The sequence below is a fragment of the Thalassobacterium sedimentorum genome (assembly GCF_031127905.1).
Taxonomy (GTDB): Bacteria; Verrucomicrobiota; Verrucomicrobiia; order Opitutales; family Coraliomargaritaceae; genus Thalassobacterium; species Thalassobacterium sedimentorum.
Genome location: NZ_JARXIC010000026.1, coordinates 44484 through 59898, shown reverse-complemented (window position 1 = coordinate 59898; position 15415 = coordinate 44484). Strand labels below are relative to the sequence as shown.

12 protein-coding genes are annotated in these 15415 nt (G+C 50.5%); 11 read left to right on the top strand and 1 reads right to left on the bottom strand.

What is annotated here, in order from left to right:
• Positions 1 to 501 (top strand): hypothetical protein (locus tag QEH59_RS14120; protein ID WP_308986023.1); only part of this gene is annotated, 501 nt, incomplete at its 5' end.
• A 778-nt stretch (positions 502 to 1279) separates the two neighbouring features.
• On the opposite strand, the gene QEH59_RS14115 is transcribed toward QEH59_RS14120, so the two are convergent.
• Entirely contained in the window at positions 1280 to 2368 is a 1089-nt protein-coding gene (locus tag QEH59_RS14115) for a DUF2827 family protein (RefSeq protein WP_308986022.1), read from the bottom strand.
• 325 nt (positions 2369 to 2693) lie between these two features.
• Between QEH59_RS14115 and QEH59_RS14110 the strand changes: the two genes are divergently transcribed.
• The 10 genes from QEH59_RS14110 to QEH59_RS14065 all read left to right on the top strand — a co-directional run bounded on the left by QEH59_RS14110 (position 2694) and on the right by QEH59_RS14065 (position 15408).
• Positions 2694 to 5273 (top strand): tetratricopeptide repeat protein, encoded by a 2580-nt coding sequence (locus QEH59_RS14110; protein WP_308986021.1) that lies wholly within the window; start codon positions 2694 to 2696, stop codon positions 5271 to 5273.
• A gap of 119 nt (positions 5274 to 5392) precedes the next feature.
• On the top strand, positions 5393 to 8296 hold the full coding sequence (locus QEH59_RS14105; protein WP_308986020.1) for a hypothetical protein: 2904 nt from the start codon (positions 5393 to 5395) through the stop codon (positions 8294 to 8296).
• Between the two features lie 35 nt (positions 8297 to 8331).
• Positions 8332 to 9075: a class I SAM-dependent methyltransferase gene (locus tag QEH59_RS14100; protein ID WP_308986019.1), complete on the top strand. Its 744-nt coding sequence runs from the start codon at positions 8332 to 8334 to the stop codon at positions 9073 to 9075.
• A 7-nt stretch (positions 9076 to 9082) separates the two neighbouring features.
• Positions 9083 to 10093, top strand: coding sequence for a glycosyltransferase family 2 protein (locus QEH59_RS14095; RefSeq protein WP_308986018.1), 1011 nt, complete (start codon positions 9083 to 9085; stop codon positions 10091 to 10093).
• Positions 10094 to 10386: 293 nt separating this feature from the next.
• Positions 10387 to 11373, top strand: coding sequence for a quinolinate synthase NadA (gene nadA, locus QEH59_RS14090; RefSeq protein ID WP_308986017.1), 987 nt, complete (start codon positions 10387 to 10389; stop codon positions 11371 to 11373).
• A gap of 56 nt (positions 11374 to 11429) precedes the next feature.
• Positions 11430 to 12650, top strand: coding sequence for an MFS transporter (locus QEH59_RS14085; RefSeq protein WP_308986016.1), 1221 nt, complete (start codon positions 11430 to 11432; stop codon positions 12648 to 12650).
• A 239-nt stretch (positions 12651 to 12889) separates the two neighbouring features.
• On the top strand, positions 12890 to 13333 hold the full coding sequence (rpiB, locus tag QEH59_RS14080) for a ribose 5-phosphate isomerase B (protein ID WP_308986015.1): 444 nt from the start codon (positions 12890 to 12892) through the stop codon (positions 13331 to 13333).
• An 83-nt stretch (positions 13334 to 13416) separates the two neighbouring features.
• Positions 13417 to 14028 (top strand): ClpP family protease, encoded by a 612-nt coding sequence (locus tag QEH59_RS14075; protein WP_345785348.1) that lies wholly within the window; start codon positions 13417 to 13419, stop codon positions 14026 to 14028.
• Positions 14029 to 14033: 5 nt separating this feature from the next.
• On the top strand, positions 14034 to 14345 hold the full coding sequence (locus tag QEH59_RS14070) for a ribonuclease III domain-containing protein (RefSeq protein WP_308986013.1): 312 nt from the start codon (positions 14034 to 14036) through the stop codon (positions 14343 to 14345).
• A 178-nt stretch (positions 14346 to 14523) separates the two neighbouring features.
• Positions 14524 to 15408, top strand: coding sequence for a rhomboid family intramembrane serine protease (locus QEH59_RS14065; RefSeq protein WP_308986012.1), 885 nt, complete (start codon positions 14524 to 14526; stop codon positions 15406 to 15408).
• Positions 15409 to 15415 lie beyond the last annotated feature (7 nt).

The following is a 15415-nucleotide window of genomic DNA, read 5'->3' as shown; positions in this document are numbered from 1 at the left end:
TTCGTGCTGTTGGACGCAATGTTTGTGTCGTTGGACGCGATGTTCGTGCTGTTGGACGCAATGTTTGTGTCGTTGGACGCGATGTTCGTGCTGTTAGACGCAATGTTTGTGTCGTTGGACGCGATGTTCGTGCTGTTAGACGCAATGTTTGTGTCGTTGGACGCGATGTTCGTGCTGTTGGACGCGATGTTTGTGCTGTTAGACGCGATGTTCGTGCTGTTGGACGCGATGTTTGTGCTGTTAGACGCGATGTTCGTGTCGTTGGACGCGATGTTCGTGCTGTTAGACGCGATGTTCGTGTTGTTAGACGCGATGTTCGTGTCGTTGGACGCGATGTTCGTGTCGTTGGACGCGATGTTCGTGTTGTTAGACGCGATGTTCGTGCTGTTAGACGCGATATTCGTGCTGTTGGAGACTAAACCATTCGCGTTATCAATGATATCTGAACGATTGGAAACGATATCCCCTCGATTAGAAACAATATCCACGCGATTAGATTGAATGTCAGATATATTTTCATTAATCGCTTGACCGTAAGTAATCAGAGTCGTGCTAACGTCTGATCTGACGCCATTGTATTCGACCCGGTCATTAAGCCCGTTAGTCCACAGAGTGCCAACCTGCGCCTGAGCCAGGCAAGGCAGCATGGAGAGAGCCGCGATACCCGCGGCCCACTTCGCTGGGTTTGTAATTTTCTTCTGAACTTTCATATTTGATAGTGTTATTGTAGTGTTGTAGTAGTTATTTATTCGATATACTATAGGCCATATACTTCAATATAGCCCATAGGCAATGCCCCATAGGGTCCTTTAGCCAACCTTACCCTAGAAATTAGTCAACCGAATAGTGTACCCAACAAGCAAAGAGATACACTAAAAAAGAGACTACACTCACGAACGTTGGTACACAGTTTAAGCAGGCCAACAAAAGGACTAAGTAAGCAACGCTCCGATAATCCAAACATGCCAGATAACAGACCTAACATAGTATAATAATCCTCGACTCACGAAAATTACACATAACCAACCAACACACAGTGATCATGAGCCCTACCTCCAATCTGCCACACAAAAAGCACGTTTTCCACGAAAAACAAGGTATTCCCCCCATAAGACAGAGACCAAACGCCCCCTAACGCCAATGATTACGTGCCCATTTTTAAAAACTGATCACACCACACCATTAACCACTAAAGTGCGCAGAACTCGAACAGTTCACGCCGCCCAATAAAGCCAAGTCGACAAAGCACCCTGACAGAGATCACAGATACCACCCCGCACTAACGAAAGAGCTCATCGATCATCCCTTGATAAGCGGCTTGTACAGCCCCATTATGAATCGAGTAACCGTCTAAGAACCGCTGGCCGGCCTCTTCCTGTTGAACGACATCTTCCGCTTCAATTGCAGCATTCAATTGAGCACGCCCCGCACGCACATCGCAACCCTCATAATAAAACCCGACCTCACGAAAAGCTGGCGAATTATGCACCAAAGGAACGTTCCGATAGACAGCCTCCATGTACAAATAATTTAACTGACAATCCACCTGGTGGCCAACAAGCACATCACGCTCCTTGAAGACATCAACAAACCGAGCTCGCCCACAAAAATATGCCTTATTCGACTGCGCTATCAAACTACTGAAGTTACGCACAATGTTATCCACAAAATATGGCCGCTCATTGAATTTTTGACCATTAAGGATATAAGCGGCCCCAAAAGTTTCAGGCGCCTCACGGTACTGCCGCTCAATAATAGCCATTGGAATCAATGCATTTTTCAGCACACTTAAATTTGGCTCCATGACGTATACATTCGGCTTCACCTTATACCCCAACTTAGGACCACCACGTACAAAATCTGGCTCCCATATAAAGGGGCAAGTCTGAACTGGCGCCTGATAAAGCGTCTCTAGATATGAAAAAGCCGCCTCAAAATGCGGGCTAGCCCAAACGCGGTCCGGGCAATTAACATGAATCGCTCCCTTCATACGTGCAACATCACCGCACATTTCCTCCATATCCATATACATGCTATGCCCATAGCGCACACTCACGATTTTCGTACCAAACTTCTGGCGTAATTGCTGCCGCTGGGCCTGACCAATGGTCACCCCAACTTCAAGTGCCAAATGAGTCGGCTGCTGCATCCCAAGCACCTCCCGATAATCGTAGGCCTTATAACCAAGACCACAAATTTCCAAACGACGCGCTGCCGCCGGCGAACTCACTAGAAAATAGGGGCGTTGCCCAATCCGCAAGAGCAAGTCATATAAAAACTTAGCATTTTGAGCAATTCCGCTCTGAAACATCACCTGCCCTAAGCTACTCTCGTTATTAAAGCTGATGGCAATATTAAGCGAAGACATGATAATAAAAAATAGTTAACGAATGACGCAATTGGGAATGTACACCCGAATACGAATAATGAATGAAGCACCGAGAACGGCTCCACAATGAGCACAAGTCAACCCCCCATTCTTTTCAATTACGACATGTAGACTCAGGCCAATGTTCAAGTCGAGTTATAGCAAGTAAGTGAAATACTAGAGCGAATAGCCCAAAATGACCCTAGATAACTCCTCATTTCTTACCCCATATATTTACCCTTGTGAGAGGAAGGGTTATACTACTTAAAAATCCGACTAATCTACCAGCTGAAGCCAATCTAGCAGGATTCACTATGCTTACATCATGAAAGGTTTAGACATTCACACACTCACTAAAAGCAACCTTTGGGCCGTCCTCATCTGCGCCGTTGCCGTCTTAGTTTATGCAAATACCTTTGGCCATGAATTCGTATTCGACGATGCTGCCGTCATCTCTGCCAACAAGCATGTCCAACAAGGAATCGCGGGGATCGATACGATCTTCACAACTGGCTCATGGTCCGGCTTCAACCCTGAGCGCAACCTTCGCATCTATCGCCCACTGCAATTAAGTCTACTCGCAGTACAGTATGAATTTTTTAAGCTGAACCCACTCGGTTACCACATTGTCCACGTATTGAGCTACGCAGTTCTCTGCTTACTGGTATATAAACTACTAAGCAAACTGCTAAAAAAACATCCAGGTGGCCCGAGCATCGCTCGCCTAGCCGCAATCCTATTCACCTTACACCCAGTCCACACAGAAGTCGCCGCAAACATCAAAGGCAACGGCGATCTAATGGCAATGTTGTTTGGCATATTGACGCTACTATGTGTGCGCGCATTCGGCGAAAGCAACCGCTGGTATCATCTAGTTGCAGCTACCCTCGCTTTCCTAATTGCCCTCTTTTTCAAAGAAACCGCCATCACCATTATTGGTGTAGCAGCACTGCTACTTCACTATTTTCACGGATGTAGCATTCGAAAGATTACACTGACCACAGCACCACTACTCATTCCAATCGGCCTCTACCTGACAGTACGCCACTTAGTCTTTGACGGTAATGCAAACTCATTAGTCGATACCACCACAAATATCTCCAACGTCACCTTACTCGCCGATGGATGGAGTCAGGAAATCGGCCTACGCATGTGGGCACTGGGAAAAAACCTACAGCTCCTGATTTTCCCCTACCCTCTATTGATGATGTATGTCTATGACAGCATCCCAATGGTAGAAGCTTATCAAATTGAGAGCCTACTCCCATTCGTTATTTATAGCGCAATTACCATTGGGTTCTTATGGAGCCTCCCCAAACGGACGCTGCTGGGCTTTGCAGCCGGCTGCTATCTCACAACCATCTTCTTATTCTCCAATATACTATTCTCAATTCCAAATATTGTCAGTGAACGATGGCTACTACTCCCCTCTCTTGCTTTCTGCCTCGCCGTTGCGATTCTTCTCATCGAAGTTCGCAAACACTACCCACGTAGCGCACACATTATAATCGCCCTACTTTGCTTCGGATACACAGGCTACACAATTCAACGTAATTTTGACTGGAAGTCAGATCTAATCCTGGCCACCAGCGACATGCGCACCTCTCCTCGCAATTACAATGCGCTCCGCTTAGCAGGTTCAGAACTCTACCGCCAAGCACGAAAAAGCGATCCAGTAGACATTGATCTACTCCAAGAAAGCGCGCTCGCGATGGAAGCCGTATTACGCATCACAGCCAACAACTACGTCACACGAAATACTCTAGCCACCGCCTATGAATTAATGGGCAAATACGAAATGGCGGCAATTCACTTCGACATGGCCGACAACTACGAATCCGAAATCAAGGACGCAGCAACCTACGCTCTCGTTAGAAATCTACTCTACGCCAGAAACTACGTTCGTGCACTCGAAATTGCCCAAGACTTAGAAAAAGACTACCCGGACAATGCAGGCCTACTCGCTCTAAAAGCCGAGATATTACTCGGGCTAGGGCGCAGCGAACAAGCCATGGAGCAACTACAAAAAAGCCTCGCCGCACAACCGAATTACTGGCGAGCCCTCAAGGGACTGGCCCAACACCACTTACAAGCCACTAAAGCAGCAGGCTCTCCGCCTGACATGCTGCAAGAGAGCGCACGCTTATTTGAAGACTGGTTAAGCGTCAGCAAGGACACCAAAGAAGCGACCGCATCTGGCTACAATGTACTCGGCCAGATCTACCGCTCACTCAAAGACCATAAAAATGCGGCCCGCGCCTTTGGCATGGCAACCCAATATCCTAGTTCGATCAAAGGCAAGGCACGTTTCTCCCAAGCAAAGCAGCTCAATCTCGCTGGCAATTACTCCGCCGCACTCCCCTGCTGGGAGCGCTTAGAAAACGATTACCCACAGCTCATTGAAGTAACCATCGGAAAAACAATCGCCCACGCCGGCATTCGCGACGATCTGGCAGCGCTCTCCATGCAAGCCGCTAAACTGCTCGAAAAAATCGTCTCCATAGAGCCCACTCTAGATGCTCAACAATGCAAAGACATCAATTCGATCGCAGTGATTTTAGAAAGTCTCCAACTCTATAATCTAGCGGCCGACTTATTTCTTCATGCGGCAGCACACCCTTCGCCGATACGCGGCAAAGCCGCTTTTTCGGCAGCAAAAAACCTACAAGCCGACAGCCGCTATGCCGAAGCTGTGACTCAGTGGGATCGAGTATTACGCGACTACCCTGAAGTAATTAAAGCCGAGCTGAGCAAGGCCGAATGCCTGCAAGCACTCGGGCGAACGACCGAAGCGCGCGACATCTATCGCGCCATCGTCCAACGTTACTCTGAAGCAAGCCTACCAATCAATCAACAGAACGATTACAATGAAGCACGCAGCCGACTAAAAGCACTGCTTCCATAAGCAATGCCCGCCTCATGAGACCATTCATCCGCATCTAACCCAAGCGTAAATCTAACGTTCTCCATAGAGATTGACTCTCTAACAAGCTCTCGCCATCACAGAGACCCCTCGTATATTCAATGAAAGACTTAGCGAAAAAACCTACCTATCTGCCAGCTACTATCATCGTCCTGCTCGCATTTTTGCTCTACGCCAACACCTTCACCCATGGTTTTGTATTCGATGACACAGCAGTATTAACCGGACACAGAGACGTGAAAAAAGGCCTCTCTGGCCTACCAGACATCTTCACCAAAGGCTCTTGGCAAGGTTACGAGCCCGACTCCGACATGCATATTTACCGCCCAATGCAGCTCACCGCATTAGCACTACAGCATCAAATCTTCGGGCTCAAAGCGAGTGCATACCATGTCGTACATGTCATCAGCTACGCCTTACTCTGCTTCTTGGTCTATCGCTTATTACTGAGTCTATTCGCCCCTTATGACTACGGTAACCGCCTCGCATTCATCGCGACCTTCTTATTTACAATTCACCCGGTGCACACCGAAGTGGTTGCCAACATCAAAGGTAATGGCGACCTGCTGGCCATGCTTTTTGGCATCCTTTCTTTACACTGCTTACACAAATATGCCCACAAAGAGAGCACACTGGGACAAGCCAGCTATCTCGCACTTGGAGCCTTCTGTTTTTTACTAGCCCTACTCACAAAAGAAACGATCGTTAGCTTCGTGGGTGCAGGTATCTTTATACTCTATTTCTTCTCAAAGCTCTCCATCAAACGCATCGTTCTATCTGTTGCCCCCATGCTTGCTATGGTCGGACTCTACCTACTGATCCGCTCATCCGTATTTGGTGAAAACCCCAACGAGCTTACCGATACATCAGTATACTCAAACGTCGTTTTACTAGCAGACACTACCAGTCAGCAGATAGGCACCCGACTCTATGCACTGGGCAAGAACCTTCAATTACTCACACTTCCGTACCCACTAGTCGTCATGTACGTCTACAATAGCGTGCCCATTGTCGAGGCTTGGGACATTCGCGCTATTTTTGCCCTCGCAGCTTACATTCTCTTAGGCATTGCATTGCTCTGCAATTTACAGCGCGGCAACATCTGGGGCTTTGCACTTGCGTTCTTTTTCACTACATTAGCCCTGTTCACAAACCTGATCTTCACAATTCCCAATATAGTCAGTGAACGTTGGTTACTCATCCCATCGCTCGGCGTCAGCATAGCTGTCGGTTATGCACTACTCAAACTGTATGCCCTAAGCCCCCGGACAACCATTGGACTGGCGAGCCTCATATTCATCGGATACGCCGGTTACACTATCGAACGCAATCGCGCATGGGAAAGCAACCTGACACTTGGTTTGACTGACGTACAAACTGCCCCGCGTAATATCATCGTCAATCGAATGGTTGCACTCTCGCAAATGGATGCAGCGCGAAAAGACAACATGAACCCTGAAAAACTACGCAGCGTCATCGCAGCTTATCAGCGTATGCTAATCGATGCTCCGAATGATGCATCCATGTACTTCAAACTCGCGCAAACCTACGAATTGATTGAAGACTATAGACTCGCGGCGGACACCTACGGAAAAGCCAGTAGTTACTACTCAGAGGTGCGTGCAGATGCCCAAAGAAACTATCTGAAAACCCTGATAATGTCACAACAATATCAACGGGCAGTGGATTTTGTGAAATCGACTCAACTCGAAGAACCGCGCTCGCTGGACAACTTACCCAACCTCACGCTAGCCCATGCAGCTACTGGCGACAACGAAGGCGCCCTCAATCAGTATCAAAACTTCTATGAAGTCTTGCAAACAATTCCAGGCAACAGCCAACCACCGGCCTATCTACAACTGAACGCACTGGGGTTACAGCTTGAAAAGGTGCAAGCACATACGCTGGCCGCGCAAGCATTTGGCGACGCAGCACGCAGCGCCTCCCCCATTCAAGGTAAGGCACTTTTCTCCGAAGCGAAGAACTTGAACCTAGCCGGCCAATACAGGACAGCCATTGCAAAATGGACACAACTCGCCACCGCCTATCCTACAGAAATGGAAGTCATTTCCCAAAGAGCCATCGCACTTGCAGGCGATGGACAGATCGAAGCCGCCCAACAAGACTTCGATCAATATGTGTCCATACTTTCGCAACAATCAGCTGCAAGCGATGTATTACTGAACAATCTGGGGATCGCGCTTGAAAATGCAAAGGCGTACACGATGGCCGCTCGTGCATTCGAATTAGCTGCTGCAGCCGCCAGCGCCGACTCACAAGTCAAAGCCCCCGCGCGCTTTTCAGAGGCCAAAAATCTTATTCTTGCAAAACACTATGAAGACGCACTCGCAAAATGGCAGGCACTGCGCGCAGACTTCCCGAGCCTCCCAATCGTCAGATTGGAAGAAGCCAAAGCCTTGGAGGCAACACAGCAGGAAGCACAAGCTCGAATCGCCTACCAGACAGTTCTTGACCTCATTGAGGAGCAAGACCGGCACTGGGAAGATGCCCCCTTGCGGCGACAAGCCGATCGCGCACTACTCAAGCTAGATACCGCAGCCGAGATTTTTTATCAGAAAACAATCGCAGAAATTCAGGAGCGACAACGCACACAACCTGAAACCGCCATCCATAATAATCTGAACCGACTCGGCATCCAACTCGAACAGCGCGGCGCCCACCGCTTGGCAGCGAAGGTCTTCACGCAACTCGCTACCCTCGACTCGCCGCTACGCGGTAAAGCACTTTTCGCCGAAGCCAAAAACCTTAACCTGGCAAAGGACTACGCGATTGCCGCACCCAAATGGCGGCGACTTAATGAACTCTATCCAAACATCGTCGACGTACTCATGGGCGCAGCCAAAGCACATGATGCCATCGGAAACACTAGCAGTGCTATGGCCTACTACCAGCAAGCGCTAAAATTAATCTCCCCCGAGCAGATGTCGGACACCTACGCCGAATACAAAAAAATAGCTGAAGCAAAACTTTCCAATCAACAGTAAGCACTCAAAATTTAACCTCATACGACACACAACCTATGGCCAACTACGACTCCGCATTCTTCGACTATGTAAACTCAGGTGCGCTCAAATCTGCCGAAGCTCTACTGCCGATCCTAAATGAACCGCTTCAACCCAAATCCATTTTGGATGCAGGTTGCGGACAGGGCGGATGGCTAACTGTATGGAAAAAACTAGGAGCCCATACAGTACTCGGTATCGACGGCGACTACGTCGTGCGCGAAGAACTACTAGTCGAACCAAGTGAATTCACACCTATCGATCTATCCAAGCCCTTCAATCTGGAGCGACGTTTTGACTTGGTCCAGAGTCTTGAAGTCGGCGAGCACCTCCCAACTCAATCCTCAGCCGACTTTATAGCATCGCTGGTCAAACACAGTGACTTTATACTATTCTCCGCGGCCGCTCGTGGCCAGGGAGGCGATAGCCACGTAAACGAACAGGATTACGACTTTTGGCGCAAGCTCTTCGCGTCGCACGATTATGTGGCCATCGACTACCTACGTCCGAAAATTATAGACAACCAGGACATTGAAGCGTGGTACCGCTACAACCCCTTCCTCTATGTCGCACGTAATCGAGTGACCGAACTACCACAAACCCTACAAGATTGCATCATCCCTGACGACCAAGCACTCAAGGATTTATCGCCCGCGCTCTATCAATTTCGCAAATCAATCGTCCGCCTCTTACCAGTTTCAATCGCAACTAAAATCGCGAAAATAAAAGAAGCGATTGTAGTCAAACTACGAGGTCAATAAGCTCAAGATGTCCCAAGAACCCAATTACACCTTCGCTGTCGATACTGCAGCCAACCAAAACTTTGAGCAGCTCAACCGTGAACAGCCCAAGCTCAGCCTAGTCATTCCTTGCTACAATGAGGAAGAGGTCTTACCTGAGACAATCAAACGCCTCTCCGAGTTAATGACTCAACTCTGCGAAAAAGGCAAAATAGCCCCCGACAGCGCGGTCGTGTTTGTGGATGACGGCAGCCGGGACCGCACCTGGCAACTGATCGTACAACAAGCCGACGCAGATGCACTCTTCCGAGGCCTCAAACTCTCCCGTAACCGCGGCCATCAACACGCCCTACTAGCAGGCTTACACACCGTCGATGGAGATGCGATCATTAGCATCGATGCAGACTTGCAAGACGACATCCGCGTCATCGAGGACATGGTCGATGCCTATCGCCAAGGCGACGATGTGGTGTATGGGGTGCGCAAAGAACGCACTACTGACAGTTTCTTCAAACGTGCCACCGCCGAGGGCTACTACAAACTACTTGCAATGATGGGCGTTGAACTGGTCTTTAACCATGGCGACTACCGCCTGCTCAGCCGCACTGCCTTAGAGGCTCTTAAAAAATATGACGAAGTGAATCTCTTTATTCGTGGAGTCATCCCAACTCTGGGCTTTCGCTCATCTGAAGTGGAGTATGCACGCGACGAGCGCTTCGCCGGCGAATCAAAATATCCGATTCATAAAATGCTATCCTTGGCGATCCAAGGAATCACCAGCTTCTCAGCCATCCCACTACGCATCATTGCCATGCTCGGGCTCACTGTATCCGGGATCAGCGTAGTGATGGTGATTTGGGCACTATTCACGCGTTTACTGAACCCAGAGGCAGTTCCAGGTTGGGCCTCCTCGGTAATCCCCATCTATTTCATCGGCGGGATTCAGCTGCTCAGTATCGGTGTGCTGGGCGAATACGTCAGTAAAATTTACATGGAAACGAAACGACGCCCGCGCTTCTTAATTGACCGAATCAAATAAGCTAAACTGCGCTCCAAAAAGAAAAGGTAGCTAGGGACAACTGGACCAGCCAGTCGCCCCTAGCAAATACTACTACGCCACTACTTACAAAAAAATTACAACTAAGTGCACATTTCGAGCGCTGTCGAGCATCCAATTATTTTTCTGCCTTTTTTAACGTAATGCACTGCTGAATACACCTTGGGAAAAAAATATAGGAGCGAGATCATGCCTCTGGATTCCCGTCGTAAGCCATCGGCAGCTTGACTTCGCAGCCAATGCATCCGAGCTTCTTGCCCCTATATCAAACAGCCATGGCCACCGCGACACTCAACTACGAACCTATGGTCTTCAATCCCAAGCTCGGGAATGAAGCCCCGCTCACTGCGATCCAAGAAGAAGTCCTTGCGCTCAAAAAGGAGCGCAACGCACTCATCCTCGCGCATAACTACCAAGTTGATGCCATTCAGCGCGTCGCTGATTATGTGGGCGACTCACTCGGTCTCGCCTACAAAGCCGAAGAGGCCGACACAGATTGTATCGTATTCTGCGGGGTGCACTTCATGGCGGAAACAGCCAAGATCGTCAACCCCAACAAGCCAGTGCTACTCCCGGAGATGGAGGCCGGCTGCTCGCTCTCCGACTCCTGCCCGGCTGAAAAGCTGGCCGCCTACAAGGCAGCCAACCCCAATGTTTACGTGGTCGCCTACATCAACTGCTCTGCAGGCGTGAAAGCACTCTCTGATGTGATTTGCACCAGTGGCAACGCCATGAAAATCGTCGAAAAGGTCCCCGCGGACCGCGACATTCTCTTCGTACCCGACCAAAACCTCGGCCAGTGGGTCAGCAAACAGACTGGCCGCGAGATGCAACTCTGGCCGGGCTCCTGCTATGCGCACGTGCTATTCACGCAACAAGCCATCGAACGCCTGAAATTAAAATTTCCCGACGCACTGGTGGTCGCACACCCGGAATGCGTCGAAACCGTACGCGATAATGCGGACGAAGTTTGCAGCACCGAAAAAATGATCGGCTTCTGCCGTGACTGCGATGCCGAGCAAATCATCGTCGTCACCGAGACTGGAATGATCCACCGCCTACAGCGCGAGATCCCCGAGAAAACTTTCATCGCTGGCCCGACCGACACCTGTGCCTGCAACGATTGCCGCTTCATGAAGATGAACACCATCGAGAAGCTACGCGACTGCCTACGCGACATGTCGCCTCAAATCGAAATGCCGGAAGATATCCGCCTCAAAGCCTACGCCCCCATCAAGCGCATGCTGGAGTGGAGCAAGTAGTGAACGCCGCACATCGACATTTACTTGTGAATACGGCTCAGAACTAAAACCGAAATATGATTCAAGATTCGACGTTGGACGTTCAACGTTCGAAGTTCGCTCGCGCCACCTATCGCAACGATCTGCTGCGCGCTCCGCTAATGGGCATCCTGGAAGCGGGGTGGACGACTTTCGCGCTCGTCATCGCCATCCGTTACTTCGATGCCAGCGAGACACATAAAGCTTTCATCGCCGGATCCGGGCCGATCGGCTTCTTACTCACTCCGCTCACGCTGTACATCGCAGCCAGCTTACGCGCCACTCCGAGTCGCGCGTGCGCAATCGTCTTTGGCACAGCCGCAGCACTACTCGCCGGTGCCAGTCTAGTACAGACACTCCTGTTCTTCACCCTCTTCGTCGTCCTCAGCCAAGTCGCCGCAGTCCAGCAAGGGCCGCTGATGCTGCAAATCTACACAGAAAACTACACCCGCTCCGAACGCGGCAGCCGCATGACCTGGCCCTTCATGCTCACCGCACTGAGCTCCATCGGCTTCGCACTCGTCGGCGGACGGCTACTGGACCAAAAAATTGAGGCTTACCACTGGATTTTTGTCTGCATGCTACTCGCAGCAGTTGCCTGCGCTCGCGTGTGCCTCAAAATCCCCAGCAGTCCGCTCTCACGCGAAAACGTGGGCAATCCCTGGCAAAGCTTCAGCCTGATCTGGAAAGATCGCTTTTTCGGTTACATCCTCGGCACTTGGATGCTGCTAGGACTGGGCAACCTGCTCACCTTACCCGTGCGCATTGACTACCTCGCCAATCCCAGCTATGGCGTCAATGCCAGCAATACCCATATCGCATTACTGATGCTAGTCATCCCCGCAGTAACGCGCATACTGAGTACGAAGATGTGGGGGCACCTCTTCGACCGGATGCACTTTGTGACGACGCGCAATCTGCTCAACCTCTCCTTCCTACTGAGTATCGCACTGTTCTTTTTCACGACAAACATCTACGTGCTCAGCCTCGCAATGGCCTTCCAAGGGCTCTCGCTGGGTGGGGGCAAAATTTTCTGGAGCCTATGGGTCACAAAGATCGCGTCCGAGGCCAAGGCCTCTTCCTACATGAGCATCCACATGGCGCTCACTGGATTACGCGGCACACTGGCCCCCTTCCTCGGCTACTACATTCTCAGCCACTCCACCCCCGCGAACGTGGCCATCATCGGCATGACACTCATCGGCATCGCCTGCATCCTCTTTGAATTTATACGCGGACATGCACGCTTGCGTGAGTAACGAATCAAACATGACCGAACCCGCACTGCGACCGCACCCGATGTACGGTATGATTTTCTAAATCAGAGCAAAATCGCACCCGTTCTAAAATTGGCCCTCTCACGCGAGGCAGAGATTGAAGGGTGCGAGACCGGCCTACCTAGCTGTCTGGTTTCCAGCCCAAGCAATAAGCTACACATTTTAAGCAGCTGGACACTTTCACCTTCACTTTCATCTCCACTTTGGCATTGATGACAGAAATGACAGAAAAAACCCTTACAGTTTCCATCGGCACCGATCACGCCGGCTTCCCGCTTAAAGCACCCATAATCACTTTGCTCAAAGCGCGCGGCTATACCGTCATCGACTGCGGCTGTGACAGCGACGAGTCCTGCGATTACCCGGACTTTATCCGCCCTGCCGCCGAGGCGGTCGCTTCCGGCAAGGCCGACTGTGGCATCGTGCTCGGCGGCTCTGGCAATGGCGAAGCAATCGTCGCCAACAAGGTCAAAGGCGTGCGTTGTGGTCTCTGCTGGGATGAATGGTCAGCCCAAATGACCAAAGAGCACAATAATGCCAACTGTATCGCCATCGGTGCGCGGCCCGTGCCCGAAGACTTGGCGCTCAAAATCGTCGGCATCTGGCTGGACGCCACATTTGAAGGCGGTCGCCATCAACGCCGCATCGATAAGATTGAAGCATAAATGATTCCATTCGCAGCTTGAAAGAACGCCTAGCTGTGCTCTCCTTATCTATCACAATTCAAAACTGGCGGGCTTCACACATGATGCCCCGACGACAAAACCAATCAACATTTACCATGGCCGAAAAAAATAAGTCGAAAGACACCGAAGAAAAATCTATCAAGATCCAAGAAACTTTCCTCAAGGAGCGTAAGGTCTTCCTATGGGGTGAAGTCTCCGACAAGTCCGCACGCGATGTTACGGAGAAGCTGCTCTATCTTGAAATGGAGGCACCCGGCGAAGAGATTACTTTCTACATCAACACCCCCGGCGGTTCCATCACCGCAGGCATGGCTGTTTACGATACCATGAAGTTGATCAGCTCTCCGATCAAAGTGGTCGTCACCGGTATGGCCGCGAGCATGGGCTCGATTCTCCTCTGCGGTGCCGATAAGGGCAATCGCTACCTGTATCCACACTCACGTGTGCTCATCCACCAGCCACTCATCTCTGGCCAGATGATTGCCGTAGCTGTAGACATCCACATCCAAGCTCAAGAAATGGAACGCCTGCGCGATGAGCTGAATGCCATCTTAGCTGAATCCTCCGGACAACCACTTAAGAAAATTGAAAAAGACACGGATCGTGACTTTTATATGACAGCCGACGAAGCGATCGCCTACGGCCTAGCTGACAAGATTATCGATAAAATCTAAAGACCTTGATCGAAGAGCAGAAACGCAGCAAAGCTTGGATCGGCGATGCAGTGCTGGCATTGTTCGCTCGTGAATGGATCTTAAAGCAAAGCGACATATCAGCCAAAGAGCGTGCGAATGTCTTCATTCAAATGACGTCGAACCAGTTTCTATCCTCCCTGGGCGAGCCCACTGCGATGGAGGCCGAAATCGGAGTCGTCTATGAAACAGCGGGGCTGGCGGCCGCCTTTAGTCACATAGAAGCCAAGTTTTTGCCCGTATTCATCAAACGTCGTACAAAAAGCAAGCAACCCGGCAGCTATCGCAGCAAAAAATAATTCCGGCCCTCTGGGCCGGCCATAGTCTGGCCACGTCACGGCAACGCATTGGTAAGAACTCATCTCAATCCTTGCCCCCGAAGGAACTGCTCATAATAGTACAGGTCTTCTTTGATTCCGGGCAAGATCGCGCCGGACATTTTTTAATATTTCCAACATGCTTTACGACCGCCCGTACATGCGCCAATCCCCTTCGGAGGCCGCTCCTCAGAAGACGTCAATGGTGACAACACTCATTGTCATCTCGGTAGCCGTGTTCGTACTGCAGCAGGTTTTAAACGTCTTCTTGCCTGGACCTTTTGGACGCGAAAATTCATTCATGTCACAATGGTTCGCACTGAGTGGCCACAACTTTCAGCAACTGAAGGTCTGGACCTTACTGAGCTACGGCTTCCTCCACAGCACCGCGGGTTTCTTTCATATTTTAGGCAACATGCTCGGGCTCTTTTTCATCGGTCGCCTGATCGAACCGACCATCGGGCGCGAACGCTTTCTAAGTCTCTATTTAGCAGGTACCCTCCTGGGTGGGTTGACCTACCTACTCTTTCACTTCAACGGCAGCGGTCCTGTCGTTGGTGCTTCGGCATCCGTCATGGCGATCTTGGCCCTGTTCTGCCTGCTCAACCCGGAGCGCCCCATCACTCTACTAATCTTCTTCATTATACCCGTTACCGTCAAACCCAAGTGGGTATTCTGGGGGAGTCTGGCCATCTCAGCCGGAGGCATCCTACTTTACGAGCTCCCCGGGAACTCCAACGTAGCCCACTCCGCCCACCTAGGTGGGCTTCTTGCTGGAATCCTTTACTACCGCTACGTCCATAATCGCAGCACCGCATTCTTCTCTGCGAGCCATGCGCGCCCCACTGTCGAACAGCCCGCCTGGTTCAAACGCCGGAAAAAGACCGAAGCCCACATCAGCTACAAGGTCAACCGTAGCAACCGCGACCAACTCCAAAGCGAAGTGGATCGCATCCTAGACAAAATCAATGCTTCTGGATTCGGCTCACTCACCGAGCATGAGAAACACACTCTCGACCGCGCCAAAGATCTTTTAAGCCGCTAAACTAAGC